This is a genomic window from Rhodococcus sp. IEGM 1408 (assembly GCF_033142235.1).
GTDB lineage: Bacteria > Actinomycetota > Actinomycetes > Mycobacteriales > Mycobacteriaceae > Dietzia.
The window spans coordinates 249,089-271,596 of the sequence record NZ_JAWLRW010000002.1 but is presented as its reverse complement, the minus strand read 5'-3'; the positions used below and the strand labels follow the sequence as shown (position 1 = coordinate 271,596).

Annotated in this window: 20 protein-coding genes and 1 pseudogene; all 21 read left to right on the top strand. The window is 70.4% G+C overall.

Annotated elements, in window-relative coordinates; translation table 11 throughout:
• Positions 1–39 precede the first annotated feature (39 nt).
• The 21 genes and pseudogenes from rimP to R4P08_RS04015 all read left to right on the top strand — a co-directional run bounded on the left by rimP (position 40) and on the right by R4P08_RS04015 (position 22,474).
• Positions 40–585, top strand: a complete 546-nt coding sequence (rimP, locus tag R4P08_RS04115; RefSeq protein ID WP_317812487.1) for a ribosome maturation protein RimP — start codon at positions 40–42, stop codon at positions 583–585.
• Positions 582–1,568 (top strand): transcription termination factor NusA, encoded by a 987-nt coding sequence (nusA, locus tag R4P08_RS04110; protein ID WP_317812486.1) that lies wholly within the window; start codon positions 582–584, stop codon positions 1,566–1,568. Before rimP ends, nusA begins: the two co-directional genes overlap by 4 nt.
• 139 nt (positions 1,569–1,707) lie before the next feature.
• Positions 1,708–2,082 carry a YlxR family protein gene (locus tag R4P08_RS04105; RefSeq protein ID WP_317812485.1) on the top strand — a complete coding sequence of 125 codons (375 nt, stop codon included), beginning with the start codon at positions 1,708–1,710 and terminating at the stop codon, positions 2,080–2,082.
• A gap of 94 nt (positions 2,083–2,176) precedes the next feature.
• Positions 2,177–5,050, top strand: a complete 2,874-nt coding sequence (gene infB, locus R4P08_RS04100) for a translation initiation factor IF-2 (protein WP_317812484.1) — start codon at positions 2,177–2,179, stop codon at positions 5,048–5,050.
• Positions 5,051–5,158: 108 nt separating this feature from the next.
• Positions 5,159–5,620: a 30S ribosome-binding factor RbfA gene (gene rbfA, locus R4P08_RS04095; RefSeq protein ID WP_317812483.1), complete on the top strand. Its 462-nt coding sequence runs from the start codon at positions 5,159–5,161 to the stop codon at positions 5,618–5,620.
• Positions 5,617–6,591, top strand: coding sequence for a DHH family phosphoesterase (locus R4P08_RS04090; protein WP_317812482.1), 975 nt, complete (start codon positions 5,617–5,619; stop codon positions 6,589–6,591). The genes rbfA and R4P08_RS04090 overlap by 4 nt, the downstream gene beginning before the upstream one ends.
• Entirely contained in the window at positions 6,575–8,056 is a 1,482-nt protein-coding gene (locus tag R4P08_RS04085) for an MATE family efflux transporter (RefSeq protein WP_317812481.1), read from the top strand. Before R4P08_RS04090 ends, R4P08_RS04085 begins: the two co-directional genes overlap by 17 nt.
• On the top strand, positions 8,053–8,979 hold the full coding sequence (locus tag R4P08_RS04080; protein WP_317812480.1) for a metallophosphoesterase: 927 nt from the start codon (positions 8,053–8,055) through the stop codon (positions 8,977–8,979). The genes R4P08_RS04085 and R4P08_RS04080 overlap by 4 nt, the downstream gene beginning before the upstream one ends.
• Entirely contained in the window at positions 8,976–9,683 is a 708-nt protein-coding gene (locus R4P08_RS04075; RefSeq protein ID WP_317812479.1) for a 4'-phosphopantetheinyl transferase, read from the top strand. The genes R4P08_RS04080 and R4P08_RS04075 overlap by 4 nt, the downstream gene beginning before the upstream one ends.
• A 9-nt stretch (positions 9,684–9,692) precedes the next feature.
• Positions 9,693–10,601: pseudogene (gene truB / locus R4P08_RS04070) on the top strand (tRNA pseudouridine(55) synthase TruB); the annotation flags it as partial.
• Positions 10,584–11,606, top strand: coding sequence for a bifunctional riboflavin kinase/FAD synthetase (locus R4P08_RS04065; protein ID WP_317812716.1), 1,023 nt, complete (start codon positions 10,584–10,586; stop codon positions 11,604–11,606). The pseudogene truB and the gene R4P08_RS04065, both read left to right, overlap by 18 nt.
• Positions 11,607–11,720: 114 nt before the next feature.
• A complete protein-coding gene (gene rpsO, locus R4P08_RS04060) occupies positions 11,721–11,990 on the top strand; it encodes a 30S ribosomal protein S15 (RefSeq protein WP_317812478.1) in 270 nt (89 codons plus the stop codon).
• Positions 11,991–12,348: 358 nt separating this feature from the next.
• Positions 12,349–14,610 (top strand): polyribonucleotide nucleotidyltransferase, encoded by a 2,262-nt coding sequence (locus R4P08_RS04055; protein WP_317812477.1) that lies wholly within the window; start codon positions 12,349–12,351, stop codon positions 14,608–14,610.
• A gap of 100 nt (positions 14,611–14,710) precedes the next feature.
• Entirely contained in the window at positions 14,711–16,033 is a 1,323-nt protein-coding gene (locus R4P08_RS04050; RefSeq protein WP_317812475.1) for a pitrilysin family protein, read from the top strand.
• Positions 16,034–16,133: 100 nt separating this feature from the next.
• Positions 16,134–16,877: a 4-hydroxy-tetrahydrodipicolinate reductase gene (gene dapB, locus R4P08_RS04045; RefSeq protein WP_317812474.1), complete on the top strand. Its 744-nt coding sequence runs from the start codon at positions 16,134–16,136 to the stop codon at positions 16,875–16,877.
• A 35-nt stretch (positions 16,878–16,912) separates the two neighbouring features.
• On the top strand, positions 16,913–17,395 hold the full coding sequence (locus tag R4P08_RS04040; protein ID WP_317812473.1) for a hypothetical protein: 483 nt from the start codon (positions 16,913–16,915) through the stop codon (positions 17,393–17,395).
• Positions 17,392–17,844 (top strand): flavodoxin family protein, encoded by a 453-nt coding sequence (locus R4P08_RS04035; RefSeq protein ID WP_317812472.1) that lies wholly within the window; start codon positions 17,392–17,394, stop codon positions 17,842–17,844. Before R4P08_RS04040 ends, R4P08_RS04035 begins: the two co-directional genes overlap by 4 nt.
• Before the next feature lie 35 nt (positions 17,845–17,879).
• Positions 17,880–18,632: an FAD-dependent thymidylate synthase gene (gene thyX / locus R4P08_RS04030; protein WP_317812471.1), complete on the top strand. Its 753-nt coding sequence runs from the start codon at positions 17,880–17,882 to the stop codon at positions 18,630–18,632.
• 118 nt (positions 18,633–18,750) lie between these two features.
• On the top strand, positions 18,751–19,638 hold the full coding sequence (dapA, locus tag R4P08_RS04025; RefSeq protein WP_411741165.1) for a 4-hydroxy-tetrahydrodipicolinate synthase: 888 nt from the start codon (positions 18,751–18,753) through the stop codon (positions 19,636–19,638).
• Positions 19,635–21,812, top strand: coding sequence for a ribonuclease J (locus R4P08_RS04020; protein ID WP_317812469.1), 2,178 nt, complete (start codon positions 19,635–19,637; stop codon positions 21,810–21,812). Before dapA ends, R4P08_RS04020 begins: the two co-directional genes overlap by 4 nt.
• Before the next feature lie 5 nt (positions 21,813–21,817).
• Positions 21,818–22,474: a TIGR03085 family metal-binding protein gene (locus R4P08_RS04015; RefSeq protein WP_317812468.1), complete on the top strand. Its 657-nt coding sequence runs from the start codon at positions 21,818–21,820 to the stop codon at positions 22,472–22,474.
• The last annotated feature ends 34 nt before the right edge of the window (positions 22,475–22,508 follow it).

Sequence of the window (22,508 nt, the reverse complement as noted above, 5' to 3'; positions counted from 1 at the left end):
CCCGGACCGGTACCCACCAGCCGCGACGCCAGGAGCAACGTGATCGTCCCCGAGTCCGACAGGGCCCATATCCGCACAGCGGTCGCCGAGCGTGGCCTCGAGCTCGAGGAGATCCGAGAGGATTCCGCAGCGACCACCTGGCACGTGACCGTGGTCGTCGACGGCGACACCGGGGTCACCCTGGACCATCTCGCCGAGCTCTCGATCGAGCTCGACGGCATCGCCGAGCAGTGGGGCGGGCCCGACCGCGCCGTCACCTTCGAGGTGACCAGTCGCGGTGTGGACGCGCCCCTCTCCGAGCCCCGGCACTGGAGGCGCGCGCGGGGTAGGCAGGTCGAGCTGTCCTACGTCGAGGGCGTCGACGGCCCCACGCAGGGCCGGGTGGGCGACCTCGACGAGGCGTCCGGCACGGTCCGGCTCGTGACGAGGTCGGGTCGTGGGATGCGGGTGAACTCGGTAGCGTTGTCCGAGGTGGCCCGCGCCGTGATCCGGGTCGAGTTCCGGCCCGCCCCCGAAGGAGAGCTCGCGCTCCTGTCGGATCCCGAGAATCCCGGTCGTGGCGTGCAAGAAGGAGAAGAAAATTGAACATCGACATGGCTGCACTCAACATGCTGTCGCAGGAACGGGAGATCCCGCTGGACGACCTCGTGCGGACCCTGGAGAACGCCCTGCTCACCGCGTACAAGCGGACTGACGACGCGCATCGCGTCGCCCGGATCGAGCTGAACCGCAAGGCCGGCACGGTCGCCGTCATGGCGGCCGAGGTCGACGAGGACGGCAACCGGATCGGCGAATTCGACGCCACCCCTGACGACTTCGGTCGGATCGCGGCAGCGACCGCCCGGCAGATCATCCTCCAGCGGCTCCGTGAGGCGGAGACCGAGCGGATCTACGGTGATCTCGTCGCCAGGGAGGGTGAGGTGGTCAGCGGTGTCATCCAGTCGGATTCCCGGGCGAACGCCCGGGGGATCATCGTGGTGCACATCGGGCCGGAGAACGGAGGCACCGAGGGCACGATCGCGCCGGCGGAGCAGGTGCCGGGGGAGACCTACGCGCACGGCGACCGCATCAAGTGCCACGTCCTGAACGTGCACAAGGGACCGCACGGCGCCTCCCTCTCGCTCTCACGCACCCACCCGGATCTGGTCAGGGGGCTCTTCGCGCTCGAGGTTCCCGAGATCGGGGACGGGTCGGTCCGCATCATGGCGATCGCCCGTGAGGCCGGTCACCGGACCAAGATCGCCGTCGAGACCACGGTGTCGGGTCTCAACGCCAAGGGTGCGTGCATCGGACCGAACGGCGCCCGGGTGCGTGCGGTGATGGCAGAACTCAACGACGAGAAGATCGACATCGTGGACTACGACGAGGACCCCACGGTCTTCGTCGGAAACGCGCTCTCGCCCGCCAAGGTCATCGCGGTGACCGTGGCGGACGCCGAGCTGCGCGCGGCCCGGGTGGTCGTCCCCGACTACCAGCTCTCGCTCGCGATCGGTAAAGAGGGCCAGAACGCCCGCCTGGCACACCGTCTGACCCAGTGGCGTATCGACATCCACAGTGACGCGGAGTGACGCGCGTCATGACCCGGCCCACGCGGTCGGGCGCGCCGTTAGTGCTCACACCGTCGGACCTGTAGACTGATCAGTTGTCACAGTCATTTCACGCTCACCCGCAGATGCGGGCGGGGCGGCGAGGAACCGAGGCGGCCGGATGCGGGTGCACGACGACCAGCATGTCGGTACCGCCGGAGTGGCGGGTCCCATACGGACCTGCGTCGGCTGTCGCCGCCGGGATATCGATTCCCGGCTACTGCGGATCGTCCACGATCCACAGGCGGCAGCTCTCTCGCCTGACCCCCGCCGTCGTGCAGAGGGGCGTGGAGCCTGGGTGCATCGCGACGAGCGGTGCATCACGACAGCACTCGACCGCAAGGCCTTCATCAGGGCCCTGCGAGTCGCCGGGAACGTGTCCCAGGACGCGATCTCGGAGGTGCTCGAGACGATGCCGTCCCGAGCACGAGATCACCCGCCGGCCGCATCGGTCGGTAGGGGGAGCACAAGAAAAGGAACGGACCAGACACGATGAGAACACCGTGAAGCTCCAGCGATGAACGTCCATCGAATGTAGACCGAGGTCGCGCGGCCAGCCCTGCCGTGAAGACCTCGCAGTGAGGAGAGCAGTGGCAGGCAAGCCCCGGGTACACGAGCTGGCAAAAGAGTTCGGTATCACAAGTAAAGAACTTCTGACGAAACTCCGCGATCAGGGAGAGTTCGTCAAGTCCGCATCATCGACCCTCGAGGCCCCGGTAGTCCGGCGTCTCCGTGAGTCCAACCCGGCGACCGACGGCGGGTCCGATTCCGCTCCGGCGTCGCCCAAGCCGGGCGGCTCCGCGGCCCCGAAGCCCGGTGCGCCGTCGGCGCCCGCCGCTCCGGCGCCGGGCCCCCGTCCGGGTTCAGATCCTCGGAAGTCGGCTCCCAAGCCCGCGGCCGAGCGACCGACCCCGGGCGCCAAGCCCGCTGCTCCGGCTCCCCGGCCCGCAGCCGCGCGTCCGACCCCGGGTGCCAAGCCCGCTGCTCCGGCTCCCGAGCCCGCCGCAGCGCCTCCGGCCCCCGAGTCGGTACCGGCGGCGCCCTCAGCCCCGGCAGTGCCCGCGGCTCCGGCGGCTCCCGCCGCCCCGGCGGCGTCCCGTCCGGCGCCCGGTCCGCGTCCGGCAGGCCCGAAGCCGGGTCCCAAGGTCCCGCGCGTCGGCAACAACCCGTTCTCCAGCGGCACCACGCCCGCACCCCGCCCGCAGGGTGGGGCCCGTCCGGCTCCCGGCCAGGGCGGTCCTCGTCCGGCTCCCGGCCAGGGCGGTCCCCGTCCGGCTCGGCCGACCCCCGGTCAGGGTGGACCCCGTCCGCCGCAGCGTCCGGGTGCTCCCGGAGCGGGCGGACCCCGTCCGAGCCCGGGTCAGATGCCCGGTCAGGTCGCGCGTCCCGCGGCCGGTCGTGGTCGTCCGGGTGGTCCCGCGGGCCGTCCCGGTGGCGGTGGCTTCCGCCCCGGTGCCGGTGGCGGTACCACCGGAGCCCCCGCAGCGGGTGGCGGCGGTTTCCGCGGTCGTCCCGGTGGCGGCGGCGGTAACCGTGGTCGCAGCGGTGCCGCGGGCGCGTTCGGTCGTCCCGGTGGCGCGCCCCGCAGGGGTCGCAAGTCCAAGCGGCAGAAGCGCCAGGAATACGATTCGATGCGGGCCCCCGAGGTCGGCGGCGTCCGGTTGCCGGATGGTCGCGGCCAGGTCCTGCGCCTCGCGCAGGGTTCCTCGCTGAGCGACTTCGCCGACAAGATCGACGTCAACCCCTCACAGCTGGTCCAGGCGCTGTTCAACCTCGGTGAGATGGTCACTGCTACGCAGTCCGTCACCCCCGAGACGCTGCAGCTCCTCGGCGAGGAGATGGGCTTCAAGGTCCAGGTCGTCAGCCCCGAGGACGAGGACCGTGAGCTGCTCGACTCGTTCGACCTGTCCTACGGCGAGGACGAGGGCGGCGAGGACGATCTCGAGATCCGTCCCGCGGTCGTCACCGTCATGGGCCACGTCGACCACGGCAAGACCCGGCTGCTCGACAGCATCCGGTCCGCCAAGGTCGGCGAGGGCGAGGCCGGCGGGATCACCCAGCACATCGGTGCCTACCAGGTCACCGTGCCGGTCGACGGCATCGACCGCACGATCACCTTCATCGATACGCCGGGTCACGAGGCGTTCACCGCCATGCGTGCCCGCGGCGCCAAGTCGACGGACATCGCGATCATCGTGGTCGCGGCGGACGACGGCGTGATGCCGCAGACGGTCGAGGCGATCAACCACGCACAGGCGGCCTCCGTGCCGATCGTCGTGGCGGTCAACAAGATCGACAAGGAGGGCGCGCAGCCCGACAAGATCCGCGGTCAGCTGACCGAGTACGGGCTCGTCGCCGAGGAGTACGGCGGCGACACGATGTTCGTCGACATCTCCGCCAAGCAGGGTCTCAACATCGACTCGCTGCTCGAGGCCGTCGTCCTCACCGCGGACGCGTCGCTCGACCTGCGGGCCAACCCGGACATGGACGCCCAGGGCGTCGCGATCGAGGCTCACCTCGACCGCGGTCGCGGTCCGGTCGCCACCGTGCTCATCCAGCGCGGCACCCTGCGGGTCGGCGACTCGATCGTCGCCGGTGACGCCTACGGCCGCGTTCGTCGGATGGTCGACGAGCACGGTGAGGACGTCGTGGAGGCGACTCCGTCCCGTCCGGTGCAGGTCATCGGTCTGACCAGCGTCTGTGGCGCCGGTGACACCCTGATGGTGGTCGAGGAGGACCGGACGGCCCGGCAGATCGCGGACCGCCGTAATGCGCGCAAGCGCAATGCGATGGCCGCACGCAGCCGTCGCCGGATCAGCCTCGAGGACCTGGATTCGCATCTCAAGGAGACGAGCCAGCTCAACCTCATCATCAAGGGCGACAACTCCGGTACGGTCGAGGCCCTCGAAGAGGCCCTCCTCGGGATCGAGATCGACGACGAGGTCGAGTTGCGCGTCATCGATCGCGGTGTCGGTGCTGTCACCGAGACCAACGTCAACCTGGCGGCGGCGTCTGACGCCGTGATCATCGGATTCAACGTGCGTGCCGAAGGCAAGGCCACTGAGCTGGCCAACCGCGAGGGCGTCGACATCCGGTACTACTCGGTGATCTACCAGGCGATCGACGAGATCGCGAGTGCGCTCAAGGGCATGCTCAAGCCGGTGTACGAGGAGAAGCGACTCGGCCAGGCCGAGATCCGCAACCTGTTCCGCTCCTCCAAGGTCGGCTCGATCGCCGGTTGCATGGTCCTCGACGGGATCATGCGCCGCAACGCCAAGGCGCGGCTGCTGCGCGACGGCAACGTCGTGGTCGAGGAGATGACCGTCTCCTCGCTGCGCCGGGAGAAGGACGACGCGACCGAGGTCCGCGAGGGCTTCGAGTGTGGTCTGACGGTGACGTACTCCGACATCAAGATCGGCGACATCATCGAGACCTACGAGCTCGTCGAAAAGCCGCGCGACTGACGTCGACGGTGACATCCGTGGGGGCAGGTTCCGTATCGCACGGGCCTGCCCCCACGGCCATGCTGGGAACACGCGGCCTCAGGTCGCACCACGTCTAGGAGAATCGCCATGGCCGGAAAGGGACGGGCCGGACGGCTCGGCAAGCGGATCGGGGAGATCGTCGCGACGGCGATCGAACACGAGATCAAGGATCCGCGTCTCGAGTTCATCACCATCACGGACTCACGCATCACGAGTGACCTCCGGGTGGCCACGCTGTACTACACGGTCCGCGGTAAGACCCTCGACGAGGAACCCGACCTCGAGGCCGCGGAGGGCGCACTCACTACGGCGCGGGGTCGGCTCCGGACGATGGTGGGGAAGCAGACCGGGGTCAAGTTCACCCCTGAGCTGCACTTCCTGTTGGACTCCGTGCCCGATGCCGCACGCCAGATGGAGGAGCTGCTCGCCAAGGCCCGTGCGCAGGACGAACAGGTCCGCCGCGTGGCGGAGGGCGCACAGCCGGCGGGGGATGAGGACCCGTACCGCAGGGACGACGAGGTGGGGCAGCCGGAGGACGACGACCGGTGACCACCGTGGTGGACGTGGGCGGCGCGGCGGAGGTGCTGGCGCGGCACCGTGAGGTGACCGTGCTGTGTCACCTCCGTCCCGACGCCGACGCCCTCGGCAGCTCGGCGGGCCTCGCCCGGGCGCTGCGGGCCGAGGGCGTCACCGTCCACCACTCCTTCGATCCGGGGACCGTCCCGGACGCGCTCCGGGTGATCCCCGGGACCGAACACGTGGTCCCGCTGTGCGACGTACCGGCGCACGACGGTCTCGTGGTGGCGCTGGACTGCGCGAGCCCTGATCGGGTGGGGGACTGGGAGCGGCTGACCGAGGCCGCCGCCGAGGTCCTGGTGGTGGACCATCACCGGTCCAACCCGGGGTTCGGCACCCACCTCCTCCTCGATCCCGACGCGGCGTCGACCGCGTCTCTCGTCCTGGACGTCCTCGTCGCCGGCCGGTACCCGGTCGACGCCGACCTGGCCAGCAGCCTCTACGCCGGGCTCATCACGGACACCGGGTCCTTCCGCTGGGGAGGCCCCGGCGCGCACGACACGGCGCGTCGACTGCTGGCCGCCGGTGCGGAATCCAGGACCATGGGTTTCGAACTCCTCGACGCCCACTCGTTCTCCTGGCTGCGCGTACTCTCCCAGCTCCTGGCCTCCGCGCGTCTGGAGGCCGACGCGGTGGGTGGACGGGGCTCGATATGGCTGCATGTCCCCCACGAGGTGGTCGTCGCCGCCGAGGAGTCCGACGTCGAATCGCTCGTCTCCCACCTCCAGGGTGTCCGCGAGGCGTGGGTGTCTGTGCTGCTCAAGGAATTCCGGCCGGGCGAGTGGGTTGTCTCGTTGCGGTCCCGCGACGGGGGCGAGTCCGGCGTGGACGTCTCGGCGGTCGCCGCCGCGCTCGGCGGCGGCGGACACCCCGCCGCGGCCGGGTGCACCCTTCGAGGGGACCTCGACACCGTGTCGGCGAGGCTTCGTGAACTCCTCGGCTGACCAGGGGCCCTCCGGGTCGACCCCGGTCGCCGGGCGGGCCCCCGCCGTCGGGGTGGGTGATCTGGGCCGGCGACTGTGGTCGATCGCGCTGCCGGTACTGCCGGTGCTCGCCGCCGAGCCCATCTACCTCCTGGTCGACGGGATCGTCGTGGGCCGGCAGGGCTCGGAGGACCTGGCATCGCTCGGCGTCGGAGCGCTCGTCCTGTTGTTGCTGGGCACCCAGATGAACTTCCTCTCCTACGGCACCACCGCCCGGGCGTCCCGGCTCCACGGGGCCGGGCGGCGTTCCGACGCCGTCGGGGAAGGTGTCCAGGCCACGTGGATCGCACTGACCGTGGGCGCCGTGGTCGTGGCGTCGGTACTGGCCCTGATCGGGCCCCTGACACGAGTGCTCTCCGCGGACGCGGAGGTGGCCGCGGGGGCTGCCGACTGGCTCCGGGTGGCGGTCTGGGGCATCCCCTGCATCCTCGTGGCCTCCGCGGGTCACGGCTGGATGCGAGGGGTGCAACGACTCCGGACGCCACTGATCCTGGTGACGGTGGGGATCGGGATCTCCACCATCGGGTGTGTGGTCCTGGTCCCCGGGCTCGGCCCCGCTCCCGCACTCGGGCTGGTGGGCAGCGCGTGGTCCAACCTCGCGGGTCAGCTGATCATGGCCGGCGGATTCCTCGGGGCGCTGGTCCTGGAACACCGCGCCTCACTCCGACCGCGATGGCACGTGATCGCCCGACAACTCCGCCTGGGCGTGGACCTGGTCATCCGCACCGCGTCCTTCCAGGTGACCTTTGCCGTGGCCACCACGGCGGCCGCCGCAGCCGGTGTCGACTCCCTGGCCGCGCATCATCTGGCACAACAGATGTGGGCGCTCTACACCCTGGTCCTGGATTCGGTCGCGATCGCCGCACAGTCGCTCGTCGGTGCGGCACTGGGTGCCGGGCTCGCCGCCCATGGCCGCGCCCTGGCCAGGGCGGTGGTCGTGTGGTCGCTGGGCCTCGGGGTGGCGCTCGCCGTGTTGACGGTTGTCTTCCGCGGCCCGATGTCGATCCTGCTGTCGGGGGACTCCGCGGTCGCTGGTCGATTGATGGTGGCCCTCCTGGGAATGGCGATCGTGGTGATCCCGGCCGCACTCGTCTTCGGCCTCGACGGCGTCCTGTTGGGCGCCGGCGACGCGGCCTACCTGCGCACCACCACGGTCATCGCGGCGCTGTTCGGGTTCCTGCCGGTCCTGCTCGCGACCCGGCACAACGGGTGGGGGCTCGCCGGGATCTGGTGGGGGATGGGGGTGTTCGTGGCGATGCGGCTGATCTTCGTCGCGGCGAGGGTCCGGGGGGATCGCTGGCTGGTCCTCGGAGCCCAGACCCCCGGCCCGGAGAGACGCGGTGCGGAGACCCGCGCCACGGAGAGACCCAGCCCGGAGAGAACCGGCGCGGAGAGTCCCAGCCGCGGCCAGGAGGCGTCGACATGACCGACCAGCCGAGCCTGCGCGCGGTGTCCGACCTCCATGTGGGGCACCGGGGCAACACGGACGTCCTGGACGACATCCGGCCCGCCCACCCGGGGGACTGGCTCATCGTGGCCGGGGACGTGGCGGAGAAGACCGACCACGTGGTGGATGCCCTGCAGCGGCTCGCCGGGAGGTTCGAGCGGGTGATCTGGGTGCCCGGCAACCACGAGCTGTGGATCGGCCGCGACGACGAGGGGATCACGTCCACGACCAAGTACGACCGGCTGGTGGACGCTTGTCGCTCGATCGGGGTGGACACTCCGGAGGACCCGTACCCGCTGTGGACCGGTCCGGGCGGGCCGGCGTGGGTCGTGCCGATGTTCCTGCTCTACGACTATTCGTGGACCCGGGATCCGGGGCAGTCCCGGTCATCGGCCCTGGCGGGTGCGCGGGAGCGGCGGGTGGTGGCCTCCGACGAGTTCCTCATCGACCCCGCCCCCTACCCGGACGTGGTCGACTGGTGCCGGGAACGCCTGGTGGCCACCACCGCCAGGCTCGCGACGCTGGATCCGGCCCATCCGACGGTGCTCGTCAACCACTGGCCGCTGGTGCGGGAACCGACTAGGGTCCTGCGCCACCCCGACTTCGCGCTGTGGTGCGGGACCGAGCAGACGGCGGACTGGCACCGCCGCTACCGGGCGACCGCGTGCGTCTACGGTCACCTGCACATCCCGCGGTCCACGGTCCACGACGACGTGCGCTTCGAGGAGGTCTCGCTGGGATACCCGCGCGAGTGGTCAGGCCGCGGTCGGCCCGATCCGCTGGCCCGCCAGATCCTCCCCGTCCCGGACCACCCGCAGGTGCGGTGGATCCGGGGGGAGGGCGGGCTGCCGCGGATCGCCCGACCCGGTGACACCGGGCCCGACCTGGAGGAGGCGCGGTGATCCGCAGCGTGCTGCCCGACGACGTGGTGGCGGTCACGTTCGATGAGCTGGACCTCAGCGACGAGGCGGCGCTGGCCGCGCTGCACCCGGTGGAGGCCGAGCAGATCGGTGGGGCGGTGGTCAAGCGCCGCGTCGAGTTCGCGGCCGCGCGGGCCTGCGCGCGAGAAGCCATGACCCGGCTGGGTGTGCCCACCGGGCCGATCATCCGGGGTGGCCGGGGTATGCCGGTGTGGCCGGCCGGGGTGGTGGGCACGCTCACCCATACCGACGGGTTGCGGGCGGCGGCGCTGGCCCCGGCCGACCGCGTGCGGTCCCTCGGACTGGACGTCGAGCCGCACGGGCCGCTGACCGAGGGCGTCCTCGACGCGGTCTCGTTGCCCGAGGAGGCGGCGTGGGTGCGTGCTGCCCGCGGGGAGGTGGGGACCGTCCACTGGGACCGGTTGTTGTTCACCGCCAAGGAGGCGACCTACAAGGCGTGGTTCCCGCTCACCCGTAGGTGGCTGGGTTTCGCCGACGCCCACATCACCCTGACGCCCACGGTCGTCGACGACGAGTCCGCGACGGGCGTGTTGCGTTCGCGGATCCTCGTGGACCCCCACGCCGTGGACGGTGGGCCCGACCTGGTGGAGTTCCACGGCCGGTGGGCTGTCCGGGACGGCTATGTGGCCTCGGCCATCGTGCTCCGGCATGTGGACGGAAGATAACGTGTCCTCGTGACGCCTCGCAGAGCAGACCCCCGTCCCGCCCCCGAACCCGGACTCGTGGTGGTCGACAAACCCGGCGGGATGACCAGTCACGACGTCGTGGGACGGCTGCGGCGGTACTTCGGCACCCGGAAAGTCGGGCACGCCGGCACGCTCGACCCGATGGCCACCGGCGTCCTGGTGGTGGGGATCGAGCGGGCCACCAAGATCCTCGGTCTGCTGGCACTGGAGACCAAGACCTACGAGGCCACGATCCGCCTCGGGGAGACCACCACCACCGACGACGCCGAGGGCGAGACCACTGCGCGCCGCGACGCCTCCGGCGTGACGGATGCGGAAATCGACGCCGGTGTCGCGGGTCTGACCGGGCGACTGGATCAGGTCCCCTCCTCCGTGAGCGCGATCAAGGTGGACGGCCGCCGCGCGTACGACAGGGTGCGGGCCGGAGAAGACGTCCAGCTCGACGCGCGGCCGGTGACGATCTCGCGTTTCGAGGTCTCCGAGCGGCGGCGTTCCGGCGAGGTGGTCGATCTCGTCGTCGTCGTCGACTGTTCGACCGGTACCTACATCCGCGCGCTGGCGCGCGATCTCGGCGCGACGCTCGGCGTGGGGGGACATCTCACCGCACTGCGCCGCACGTGCGTCGGGCCGTTCGGGCTGGACGTGGCCCGGACCCTCGAGGAGTTGGAGGCCGAGCCGCGGCTGTCACTGGACCTCGACGCGGCCGCGCTGGCCGCCTTCCCCCGTCGCGAAATCGACGCCGACGAGGCCGAGGGACTGCGGCACGGGCGCTGGCTCGAGGCCCGGGGCGACGACGGGGTGGTGGCCGCCGTGGCGCCGGACGGCTCGGTGGCAGCACTCGTCTCCGAGTCGGGGCGGCGGGCCGCTCCGGTCGTGGTCATGCGCCCGGCGGGTCTGTCGGGGCCCGCGCGTAAGGTGGTCGCCGTGCAGCTGTGGCGGACGTTCGACGAGATCGTGATCCCCGACGGCGGGACCTCCGTCGCACTCGGGGTGTTCGACGGCCTCCACCGGGGTCACCGGGGTCTGGTGGACCACGCGGTGAAGACCGGGCGCGAGCTGGGTGCCAGCCCGGTGCTGGTGACGTTCGACCCGCACCCCGTCGAGGTGATCAGGCCCGGCACCCACCCGCTCGTCCTGACCCCGCTCGAGCGTCGTGCGGAACTGGCCGGGGAGTTCGGCATCGACGCGGTGTTCGCCCTGCCCTTCGACACCGACATGGCCTCCTGGGAGCCCGACGAGTTCATCGACCGCGTGCTGGTCAGGGGCCTGGGGGCCCGCTCTGTCACCGTGGGCAGCAACTTCACGTTCGGCCGGCGTGCCGCCGGCACCCCGGAGACGTTGCGCGAACTGTGTGCCGAGCGGGGGATCGCCGTGAAGGTCATGGACCTCCTGGAGTCCGGAGGCGAGACCGTCTCGTCCTCACGGGTCCGGCGGCTGCTCTCGGAGTCCGACGTCGCCGGCGCCGCGTCGATCCTCGGTCGCCCGCACCGGGTGTCCGGGGTCGTGGTCCACGGCGCCGGACGCGGTGGGCGAGACCTGGGGTACCCCACGGCCAACCTGGACCTGCCCGAGTACACGGCCGTCCCGGTCGACGGCGTGTACGCGGGGTGGTTCACCCTCCTCGACGCTCAGGCGGTCGACGGTTCGATCGTCGCCGGTCGCCGCTACCCCGCAGCCATCTCCGTGGGCACCAACCCCACGTTCGGGGACACGGTGCGCAGCGTGGAGGCCTTTGTCCTGGACGAGACGGCGGACCTCTACGGACGGGTGGCGGCGGTGGACTTCGTCGACCACGTCCGCGACATGGAGAAGTTCACCTCGGTCGACGAGCTCCTGGTGGCGATGGGCCGTGACGTCGCCCGGACCCGCGCGGTACTCGGGGTCGACGGGGCCCCTGAGTAGTCCGACGGATTGGGGGAGCGGGCGTTTGGGCTGGTAGAGTCCACACCTGGCCTCGCTGCGGTCCGCGGTAGCGGGGTCCTTCACACACGCGGACTGGAACAACCAGGAGACACCATGGCATTGAGCACTGAAGAGAAGAAGGCCGTACTGGCCGAGTACGGAGTCCACGAGACGGACACCGGCTCGCCGGAAGCCCAGATCGCCATGCTCACCAAGCGGATCTCCCAGCTCACCGAGCACCTCAAGACCCACAAGCACGACCACCACTCGCGGCGTGGCCTGCTCCTGATGGTCGGCCGCCGTCGTCGTCTGCTCAAGTACATCGCGAAGACCGACATCGCGCGCTACCGTTCGCTCATCGAGCGCCTCGGCCTGCGTCGCTAGTTCTCACCGTCGCACTTCGCGCCCTGATCCCCGTCCTCCTCGAGGGCGGGGATCCGTGCTTTCCTGATCCTGGTCCTCCTCCAGGGCGGGGGCCCCGTGCGCCCCGATGACCCGGGCTGTCTTCCCTGGTAGCCTGATCACGGCCGGTACGCACGTACCGGGTGTGTCGACAGGTCCGATCAGCGGTCCTCGGTAGTGGCTGCCGGAACTCATGTGCTCCCCCCTGAAGGGTGCCGGGTCCGGCCGCTTCGATCGAAGACCGAGGTCGAACCGGGACTTGCCTGGCGTGTGGCCCGGCGGCCGCGGCGGAACGACTTCGCCTCAGCGGCCCCCAGTCACCAACAGAACAGGTTTACACATGCCACAGATCAAGGCCGTCGAGGTCGATGACGGTGTCTTCGAGACCGTCGCAACCATCGACAACGGCGACTTCGGTCGCCGAGAGGTGCGCTTCGAGACCGGACGGTTGGCCAAGCAGGCCGCCGGCGCGGTCGTCGCGTACCTGGACGACGACACGATGCTGCTGTCCGCCACGACCGCGGGCAAGCACGCCAAGGAGCACTTCGACTTCTTCCCCCTGACGGTGGACGTCGAGGAGCGGATGTACGCCGCCGGCCGGATCCCCGGATCCTTCTTCCGTCGCGAGGGTCGGCCCAGCACGGACGCCATCCTCACCTGCCGTCTCATCGACCGGCCGCTGCGCCCCACCTTCGCGGACGGGATCCGCAACGAGGTGCAGGTCGTCGTGACCGTCATGAGCCTCGATCCCAAGGACCTCTACGACGTGGTGGCCATCAACGCCGCGTCCGCATCCACGCAGCTCTCCGGGCTCCCGTTCTCGGGCCCGGTCGGCGGCGTGCGCATCGCGCTCATCCCGACGGCCGCCGACCCGGCAGGCCAGTGGGTCGCGTTCCCGACCGTCGAGCAGCTCTCCGAGGCCGTCTTCGACATGGTCGTCGCCGGCCGCGTCACCGGCTCCGGTGACAGCGCCGACGTCGCGATCATGATGGTCGAGGCCGAGGCCACGGTCGACGTCATCGAGAAGATCGCCGGCGGCGCGCAGGCGCCCACCGAGGACGTCGTGGCCCAGGGCCTCGAGGCCGCCAAGCCGTTCATCGCCGAGCTGTGCGCCGCGCAGCAGGCGCTGGCCGCCGCCGCGCCCACCGAGGCGCGCGAGTTCACGCTGTTCCCGCCGTACCAGGACGACGCGCTGGCCGCCGTCGCCGAGGTGGCGGAGGCCAAGCTGAGCGAGATCATGTCCATCGCGGACAAGCAGGAGCGCGACAGCGCCACCGACGCGCTCAAGGTCGAGGTGCTCGACGCGCTCACCGCGCGTTTCGAGGGCCGCGCCTCGGAGATCGGTGCGGCGTTCAAGTCGCTCACCAAGAAGATCGTCCGCCAGCGGATCCTCACCGACCACTTCCGCATCGACGGTCGCGGGATCCGGGACATCCGGGCCCTGTCCGCCGAGGTCGAGGTCGTCCCCCGCGCCCACGGCAGCGCACTGTTCGAGCGTGGAGAGACCCAGATCATGGGCGTCACCACGCTCGACATGGTCAAGATGGCCCAGCAGATCGACTCGCTCGGGCCCCAGACCAAGAAGCGCTACATGCACCACTACAACTTCCCGCCGTACTCCACCGGTGAGACGGGCCGCGTCGGCTCGCCCAAGCGCCGCGAGATCGGCCACGGGGCGCTCGCCGAGCGTGCGCTCATGCCGGTGCTGCCCAGCGTCGAGGAGTTCCCGTACGCGATCCGTCAGGTCTCCGAGGCGCTCAGCTCCAACGGTTCGACCTCCATGGGCTCGGTCTGTGCCTCGACCCTGTCCCTGCTCAACGCCGGTGTGCCCCTCCGGGCGCCGGTCGCGGGCATCGCGATGGGCCTGGTGACCGATGAGGTCGACGGGGAGACCCGCTACGTGGCACTGACCGACATCCTCGGTGCCGAGGACGCGTTCGGTGACATGGACTTCAAGGTCGCCGGCACGGGCATGTTCGTCACCGCCCTGCAGCTGGACACCAAGCTCGACGGCATCCCGTCCGAGGTCCTGGCCGGCGCGCTGACGCAGGCACGTGAGGCGCGTCTGACGATCCTCGACGTGATGGCCGAGGCGATCGACGAGCCGGACGAGCTCAGTCCGTTCGCCCCGCGGATCATCGCGATCAAGGTCCCGGTCGACAAGATCGGCGAGGTCATCGGGCCCAAGGGCAAGATGATCAACTCGATCACCGAGGAGACGGGCGCTTCCGTCTCGATCGAGGACGACGGCACCGTGTACATCGGTGCGGTCGACGGCGAGTCCGCGCAGGCCGCGATCGACAAGATCAACGCCATCGCCAACCCGCAGCTGCCCAAGGTCGGCGAGCGGTTCCTCGGCACGGTCGTCAAGACCGCGCCGTTCGGTGCGTTCCTCTCGCTGCTGCCCGGTCGCGACGGCCTGGTCCACATCTCCAAACTGGGCCAGGGCAAGCGCGTCGGCAAGGTCGAGGACGTCGTGAACGTGGGCGACAAGATGCAGGTCGAGATCGCGGACATCGACAACCGCGGCAAGATCAGCCTCATCCCGGTCGAGTCGGACGCCGCGGAGTCGGCTGCCGACGCCGAGGGCGACGAGAACTGATCCGATGCCGGGGGGCGGGCAACCGCCCCCCGGCTCCTCCCGAGGCACGCACCCCGCAGGTTCCGGGTGCGTGCCTCGTTCGCGTGAAGGAGTTCGTGACGTGAGTTCGACGATCCGGGTCGACCGGTCGATCCCCGGGATCCGGGTGGTGACGGAGAACCTCCCGTGGTGTCATACCGCCGCGGTGGGGGTGTGGATCAACTCCGGTTCCGCCGACGAGGGCCCCGACGAGCACGGCGCCGCGCACTTCCTCGAGCACGTCCTGTTCAAGCGGACCGCCACGGCGTCGGGTCGCGAGCTCTCCGAGCGGATCGACCTCCTGGGCGGCGACCTCAACGCGTACACCGGCCGGGAGCACACCTGCTACCACGTCCACGTCCCGGCCGAGGGGTTGGCGACGGCGGTGGACGTGCTCACCGACGTGGTGGCCAACGGGTCGTGCGCGCCCGAGGACGTGGAGATCGAGCGCGATGTGGTGCTCGACGAGCTCGCGGGCCGCGCCGACGACCCCGAGGACCTCGCCTGCGAACTCGCCACGGGGGCCGTGCTGGGCACAGATCCCCTGGCCCGTCCGATCATCGGAACGGAGGAGTCGGTGGAGGCCCTCGACGCCCAGACCCTGCGGTCGTTCCACCGGAGGGTCCTGCGCGCGGGCGACGTCGTGGTGGCCGCCGCCGGACGGATCGACCACGACGACCTGGTCCGGCGCATCGCCGACGGCCCCCTGGCGGCCGTGGTCGCCGCGGGGCCCGGGGTGGCGCCGACCGCGACCCAGCCCGCTGCGCCCCCCTCCGGCCAGACGGACGGACGCCTGGGCTGGGCGCCGTCGTCGGTACTGGTGGGGGAGGACGACGACTCCGAGCAGGTGCTCCTGGCGCTGGTGCGCAGGACTCCCGCCCGCGATCATCGGGACCGGGCCGCCGCGCAGATCGCGACCGCGGTCCTCGGCGGGGGCCTGAGTTCCCGGCTGTTCCAACGGATCCGCGAGGAGCTGGGGTTGGCGTACACCGTGTACGCGTCGATCGACCAGTTCCGCGCGACCGGGCTCGTCTCGGTGGTCGCCGGGAGTCCGGTCGGACGGGTCGATGCACTGTGCGGTGCTCTCGCCGATGTGGTGGCGGGGATGGTCACCGATCCGCCTGACGGCGACGAGGTCGACCGCGCGATCGGACACCTCACCGGATCCATCACGCTAGGCCTCGACGATCCGCTGTCGCGCATGACGCGGATCGGCCGTCACCTGCTGGACCGCGACACGGTGGTCACCGTGGAGGAGTCGCTGCGGAGGCTCCGGACGGTGACCCGCGACGACGTCGCCGACTACTGGACCGGCGAGACCGCGCCCTGGAGTCTGGCGGCCGTGGGCCCCGGCATGCCGGGCAGGGGCGGCGCGGCTGGGCTGCTGGCACGTGTCGGCGGATAGGCTGGTGTCCTGCTCGGCGAGCACTGACTCGGTGACCACGGACTCGGTTACCACGGACTCGACGACCACAGACTCGACGACCACAGAGGAGACGGTGACGGTGACGAAGGTCGGAGTACTCGGGGCCCGCGGCAAGGTGGGCACGGCGATCTGCGATGCCATCCGCGAGGCACAGGACATGGAACTCGTCGCCGAGGTGGACCAGGGTGATCCCCTGCAGTCGCTCATCGAGTCCCGCGCGGAGGTGGTCGTCGACTTCACCCATCCCGACGTCGTCATGGCCAACCTGGAGTTCTGCGTGGCCCACGGCATCCACGCGGTGGTGGGCACGACAGGCTTCACCGACGAGCGGCTCGACTCCCTCCGCGGGTGGCTCGAGGCCAACCCGGGCACAGGCGTGCTGGTGGCACCGAACTTCGCCATCGGCGCGATCCTCATGATGCGCTTCGCGGTCCAGGCGGCCAAGTACTTCCCGTCCGCCGAGATCATCGAGCTGCACCACCCCAACAAGGCTGACGCTCCCTCCGGCACCGCCCACCGCACGGCCGAGATGATGGGGGCCGCCCGCGCCGAGGCCGGACTCGGGCCGTCCCCGGACGCCACGTCCACCGAGCTCGAGGGCGCGCGCGGGGCCGATGTCGACGGGGTCCGGGTCCACTCGGTACGACTGACCGGTCTCGTCGCACACCAGGAGGTGCTCCTGGGAACCCGGGGGGAGACCCTGACCATCCGGCACGACTCACTGGACCGGACCTCGTTCGCTCCGGGTGTCCTCCTGGGCGTCCGGGCCATCGGTGGTGCCCCCGGCCTGACCGTGGGGCTCGACGCCTTCATGGACCTGTAGGCCGGCGCGTGGACAGGGTCGTCAAACCTCTGGTCATGGCAATCACGGCGGTAGCGCTCGTGGTGGCCTTCGGGTACCTGCTCTACCTGGGGTGGTCCATGATCAGCCGATCCGAGCACCTCGCCCTGCGGGGCCTGGGAGTCGGGATCATCCTGCTGACCGTCGTCGGCGCCTGGGCCACGTGGGCGATCCTGCGGAACGGGGTGGAGCTCCAGCGGATCTCGGCGGCGGCCGCCGCGGAGGGGATCGAGCTCGACATCACCGACCTCGAGCACCGGCCGTCCGGCCGGCTCGAACACGCCGCCGCCGACGAGTTGTTCGACCGGGTCAGCGTGGAGTTCCAGGCTGCCCCGGACGACTGGCGTACCAACTACCGTCTGGCACGCGCCTACGATCACGCCGGGGACCGCACCCGGGCGCGTGAGGTGATGCGGGCTGCCATCAGCCTCCGTGCGGCCGAGGCGTCGACGGCGGACGGATTGGCGGCGGACGGGCCGACGGCCGAGGACTCGCAGTGACCACCGTCCTGCTGGTCCACCATGCGCCGTCGCCGCGCCTGCGCCGGATCCTGGAGTCCCTCCTGGCCGGTCTCGCCCATCCGGATCTGGAGGGGATCGAGGTCGAGTCGGTCCCGGCGCTGGCGACGACAGACGACCACGTCCTCCGGGCCGACGGCTATGTCCTACTGACCCCCGCCAACTTTGGCTACATGTCCGGTGCGCTCAAGCACTTCTTCGACCGCACCTACTACACCTGCGAGGGTGCAGTAGCGGGCCGCCCCTACGCGCTGTGCGTGCACGGGGACAACGACACCTCCGGGGCGGTCACCTCGGTCGAGCGGATCGCCACCGGGTGGGGCCTGCGGCAGGTCGCGCCCGCGATCCAGCTCACCGGGGAGCCCGGGCGTGATGATCTGGACGCCGCGGCCGAGATCGCCGCGACTGTGGCCGCACATCTTCTCGGCTGACCGGCCGGGCACCACGCAATCAAGGGAGTACACCGATGTCCGAGCTCGTCCGGCGGCAGGCCCGCCTGGTCGCGCACACCGCGTTCACCCCGCCCGATGATCTCGGGTGGGACACCGACGCGGAGGGCGGATCCGCCCTGGCGGAGTTCGCCGGCAGGGCCTGTTACCAGAGCTGGGACAAGCCCAACCCGCGTACCGCCACCAACGCGGGGTACCTGAGACACATCCTCGAGGTGGGTCACCTCTCGGTGTTCGAGCACGCGAGCGTGACGTTCTACATCACCGGCATCTCCCGCTCGTGCACCCACGAGCTCATCCGCCACCGGCACTTCTCCTACAGCCAGCTCTCGCAGCGGTTCGTCCCCGAGCACGATTCCAAGGTGGTTCCGCCCCCCGCCATCGCCGACGACCCCGAGCTGGTGGAGATCTTCCGTCGCGCCACCGACGCGTCTCGGGATGCCTACGCCGAGATGTTGGCCAAGCTGGAGGACAGGTTCGCCGACGTCCCCAACCCGATGCTGCGGCACAAGCAGGCCCGGCAAGCGGCGCGGTCGGTGCTCCCCAACGCCACCGAGACGCGGATCGTGGTGACCGGGAACTACCGGTCGTGGCGCCACTTCATCGGCATGCGTGCCACCGAGCACGCGGACACGGAGATCCGCGGGCTGGCCATCGACGTCCTGAGGCAGCTGCGTGACGCGGCACCGGCCGTCTTCTCCGACTTCGAGATCGCCACTCTGGAAGACGGCTCCGAGATCGCCGTGAGCCCGTACGTCCTCGAGGGATGACACGGATACGCGGGCCGGAATCGGGCCATGGCGTCTGCTGCGGGTACTCTGGGAGACCATGACACACGTGACCACTGGGGGGCCCATGCCGACCGGCAGTCGGCAGACCCCCGCCGATATGGGGCGCCCTGCGCCCTTCGGGACGGTTCTCACGGCGATGGTCACCCCATTCGGGTCCGACGGATACGTCGATCTGAAGGCCGTCGCACGTGTCGCAGAACACCTCGTGGATTCGGGGTGCGACGGTCTCGTCGTCTCCGGCACCACGGGCGAATCACCCACCACCACGGATGCGGAGAAGATCGCGGTCCTGGAGACAGTTCTGGCCGCGGTGGGGGACAGGGCGACGATCGTCGCCGGTGTGGGCACTTACGACACCGCGCATTCCGTGCACGCCGCACGTCAGGCAGCGGGAGCGGGAGCCCACGGCATGCTGGTGGTGACCCCGTACTACTCCAAGCCCACGCAGGCTGGTCTCGACGCCCATTTCAGGGCGATCGCCGACGCCACCGACCGGCCGGTGATGCTCTATGACATCCCGCCGCGATCCGTGGTGCCCATCCAGGCGGACACCCTGATCGGACTGGCGTCGCATCCGAATATCGTCGCAGTCAAAGACGCCAAGGGTGACTTCCACGACGCCGTCACCGTGATGTCGCACTGCGACCTCGTCTACTACTCGGGCGACGACCAGCTCAACCTCCCGTGGCTCGCCGTGGGCGCCAGCGGGTTCGTCAGCGTGATCGGCCATGTGGCCGCCCCACGACTGGTAGAGCTCCGCCGGGCTTTCCTGGACGGCGATGTCGAGACAGCACGGCGCATCAACCTCGGACTCCTCCCGCTCTTCGACGCCCAGCGGGCGCTCGGCGGCGTGTCGATGTCCAAAGCAGCACTCGAACTTCTAGGAATCTCGGCCGGAGCGCCGCGACTCCCGCAGTTACCACCGACCACCGAGCAGCGGGACGCACTGGCGTCGCTGCTGCACAGAGCAGGAGTCATCAGATGACAGAGAATCCGACCAACAGCCGCGGACGCGGTCGTACCCGTCGCGCAGCGGGCCGCCCCACCGGCGAGCCGGCACCGGCCGCGGCCGCAGCCGTGCAGTTCACGGAGCCGAAGGCCGTCGCCAAGGCGCCCGCCGAGAACTCCGGTCAGGACCAGCCGGGGCAGAGCAAGACCGAGCAGGGTTCGTCCCAGCAGGGCAGGACCGAGCAGGGTTCGTCCCAGCAGGGCAGGTCCCAGCAGGGCAAGACCCAGGACGCGCCCAAGGGCGGCTCCCGCGGCCGCGGTTCATCCGCCGGCAGTGGCCAGGGCGGCGGCAACCGTGGTGGAGGAAACCAGGGCGGCGGCAACCGTGGTGGAGGAAACCAGGGCGGCGGCGACCAGGGCGGGAGCCGTAACCGCGGCGGACGCGGCCGGGGGCGTGGCCGGGATGACACCTCGACCGCCGAGTTCGGTGGCGTGAAGACCATGCAGGGCGCGGACATGACTGTTCGTCTGCCCAGCCCGCCCAAGCCGCGGAAGGGCGCCCTGCGCATCGTCGCACTCGGCGGGATCTCCGAGATCGGGCGCAACATGACGGTCTTCGAGTACGACTCGAAGCTGCTCATCGTGGACTGTGGTGTGCTCTTCCCGAGCTCCACCGAGCCCGGCGTCGACCTCATCCTCCCGGACTTCGGCCACATCGAGGATCGCCTCGACCAGGTCGAGGCACTGGTGCTCACCCATGCCCACGAGGACCACATCGGGGCGATCCCGTTCCTGCTCAAGCTCCGCCCGAACATCCCGATCATCGGTTCCAGGTTCACCCTGGCGCTGGTCGAGGCCAAGTGCCGCGAGCACCGCATCAAGCCGGTCTTCCGCCAGGTCGACGAGTCCAGCGTCAGCGATCTGGGCAAGTTCCAGGTCCGCTACTTCGACGTCAACCACTCGATCCCGGAGTGCCTGGGCGTGGTCATCAAGGCCGGTGACAACACGGTCATGATGTCGGGCGACATCAAGCTCGACCAGCTGCCCACGGACAAGCGACCCACCGACCTGCCCAAGATGTCGCGGTTCGGCGACGAGGGCATCGACCTGTTGCTCCTCGATTCCACCAACGCCACCACCCCGGGCATCAGCCGCTCGGAGGCGGAGGTCGGACCCACGCTCGCCCGGCTCATCTCCGACGCGCGTCAGCTCGTCGTGGTGGCCTGCTTCGCTTCCAACGTCTACCGCGTGCAGTCCGTGCTCGAGGCCGCCGCCGCGAACGGACGGAAGGTCGCACTCACCGGCCGGTCGATGATCCGGAACATGGAGATCGCCCTCGAGATGGGGCTGCTCACCGACCCGAAGAAGGTCCTGGTGGACATGGACACGGCGGCCAAGCTCCCCGCCGGCAAGGTCCTCGTGATGACCACCGGTACCCAGGGCGAGGCCATGGCCGGACTCTCCCGGATGGCCCGTCGCGAGCACCGGCAGATCAACCTCTCCGAGGGCGACACCGTGCTCTTCTCGTCCTCGATCGTCCCCGGCAACGAGGAGCCGGTCTTCGGCGTGCAGAACAGCCTGTCGCAGATGGGCGTCAAGGTCGTCACCGGCCGCGACGCCACCATCCACGTCTCCGGTCACGGCGACGCGGGCGAGCTGCTCTTCGTCTACAACGCGGTCCGCCCCAAGAACGCGATGCCGGTCCACGGCGAGTGGCGCCACCTGAGGGCCAACAAGGCCCTCGCGATCGCCACCGGCGTGCCGGAGAAGAACGTGGTCCTCGCGCAGAACGGCGTCGTGGTCGAGCTGATCGACGGCAAGGCCTCCGTCGTCGGCCAGGTCCAGGTCGGGAACCTCTACGTCGACGGTCTGTCGACCGGTGACATCGGCGATACCGTGTTGGCGGACCGCACGGCGCTCAGCGAGGACGGCTTCATCGTCGCCACCGTCGTGGTGGACCCCCGCACCGGTCGTCCGGTGAGCAAGCCCCAGATCATCGGCAAGGGCTTCACCGACGAGCCGGGCGCTCTTGACCCGGTCGTCGAGCTGGTCGAGAACGCGCTGTGGGACCTCGCCGGAGAGGGCGAGACCGACCCGTACCGTCTCGCACAGGCCGTCCGGCGGACCGTCGGGTCGTGGGTCTCCGAGAAGTGGCGTCGCAAGCCCATGATCGTCCCGACGGTCATCACTTCAGTCGCCTCCGAGGCCTGATCGCGGTGAACACTGATCGGCGGACTCTGGCCCGGCGGGAGCGGAGCGCCCTCGTGGCGACGATGCGTGCCACCGGGCCGGAGGCGCCGACCCTGTGCGAGGGGTGGACCACCAGAGATCTGGCGGCCCACCTCGTGGTACGGGAGTTCCGACCCGATGCGGCAGCCGGTGTGGTCGTGCCCGCGTTCGCCGCGCGGTTGGAGGAGTTGCGACTGCGCGAGGCCGAGCGTCCCTGGGCAGAGCTGCTCGAGAAGATCGACGGCGGCGCGCCGTGGTACTCGCCGCTGAAGTACGCGGATCGGGTGGCCAACGCCGCAGAGTACCTCGTGCATCACGAGGACGTCCGTCGGGCGGGCGGGGAGTGGACCGCACGCGCCTTCGACATCGAGGATCTCGACCGGGTGTGGTCGCTCGGGACCACCTTCGCCAAGACGTCCCTGCGGCGGGTCGCGGCACGGGTCGAACTGAGGACCCCTCCGGAGATCCGGTTGACCAAGCCCGGCGCGGTGTCGACGGGCGCCGCCCTGGCCCCCCTCGTCAGCATCACGGCGCCGCCGGTCGAACTGCTCCTGTGGGCGTTCGGCAGGACGGCCGTCGATGTGGACATATCCGGAGCGCAGCAGGGGATCGACGCTGTCCACGCCGTCTCCCGGGGGCTCTGACCTCACCCCGGACCTCACCCCGGCCGTGTGGCTG

Coding starts and splice junctions, on each gene's coding strand:
- R4P08_RS04105 (WP_317812485.1), top strand. CDS start 1,708: ATGCGGGTGCACGACGACCAGCATGTCGGTACCGCCGGAGTGGCGGGT.
- rbfA (WP_317812483.1), top strand. CDS start 5,159: ATGGCCGGAAAGGGACGGGCCGGACGGCTCGGCAAGCGGATCGGGGAG.
- R4P08_RS04080 (WP_317812480.1), top strand. CDS start 8,053: ATGACCGACCAGCCGAGCCTGCGCGCGGTGTCCGACCTCCATGTGGGG.
- R4P08_RS04065 (WP_317812716.1), top strand. CDS start 10,584: ATGCGCCCGGCGGGTCTGTCGGGGCCCGCGCGTAAGGTGGTCGCCGTG.
- rpsO (WP_317812478.1), top strand. CDS start 11,721: ATGGCATTGAGCACTGAAGAGAAGAAGGCCGTACTGGCCGAGTACGGA.
- R4P08_RS04055 (WP_317812477.1), top strand. CDS start 12,349: ATGCCACAGATCAAGGCCGTCGAGGTCGATGACGGTGTCTTCGAGACC.
- R4P08_RS04040 (WP_317812473.1), top strand. CDS start 16,913: ATGGCAATCACGGCGGTAGCGCTCGTGGTGGCCTTCGGGTACCTGCTC.
- thyX (WP_317812471.1), top strand. CDS start 17,880: ATGTCCGAGCTCGTCCGGCGGCAGGCCCGCCTGGTCGCGCACACCGCG.
- dapA (WP_411741165.1), top strand. CDS start 18,751: ATGGGGCGCCCTGCGCCCTTCGGGACGGTTCTCACGGCGATGGTCACC.
- R4P08_RS04020 (WP_317812469.1), top strand. CDS start 19,635: ATGACAGAGAATCCGACCAACAGCCGCGGACGCGGTCGTACCCGTCGC.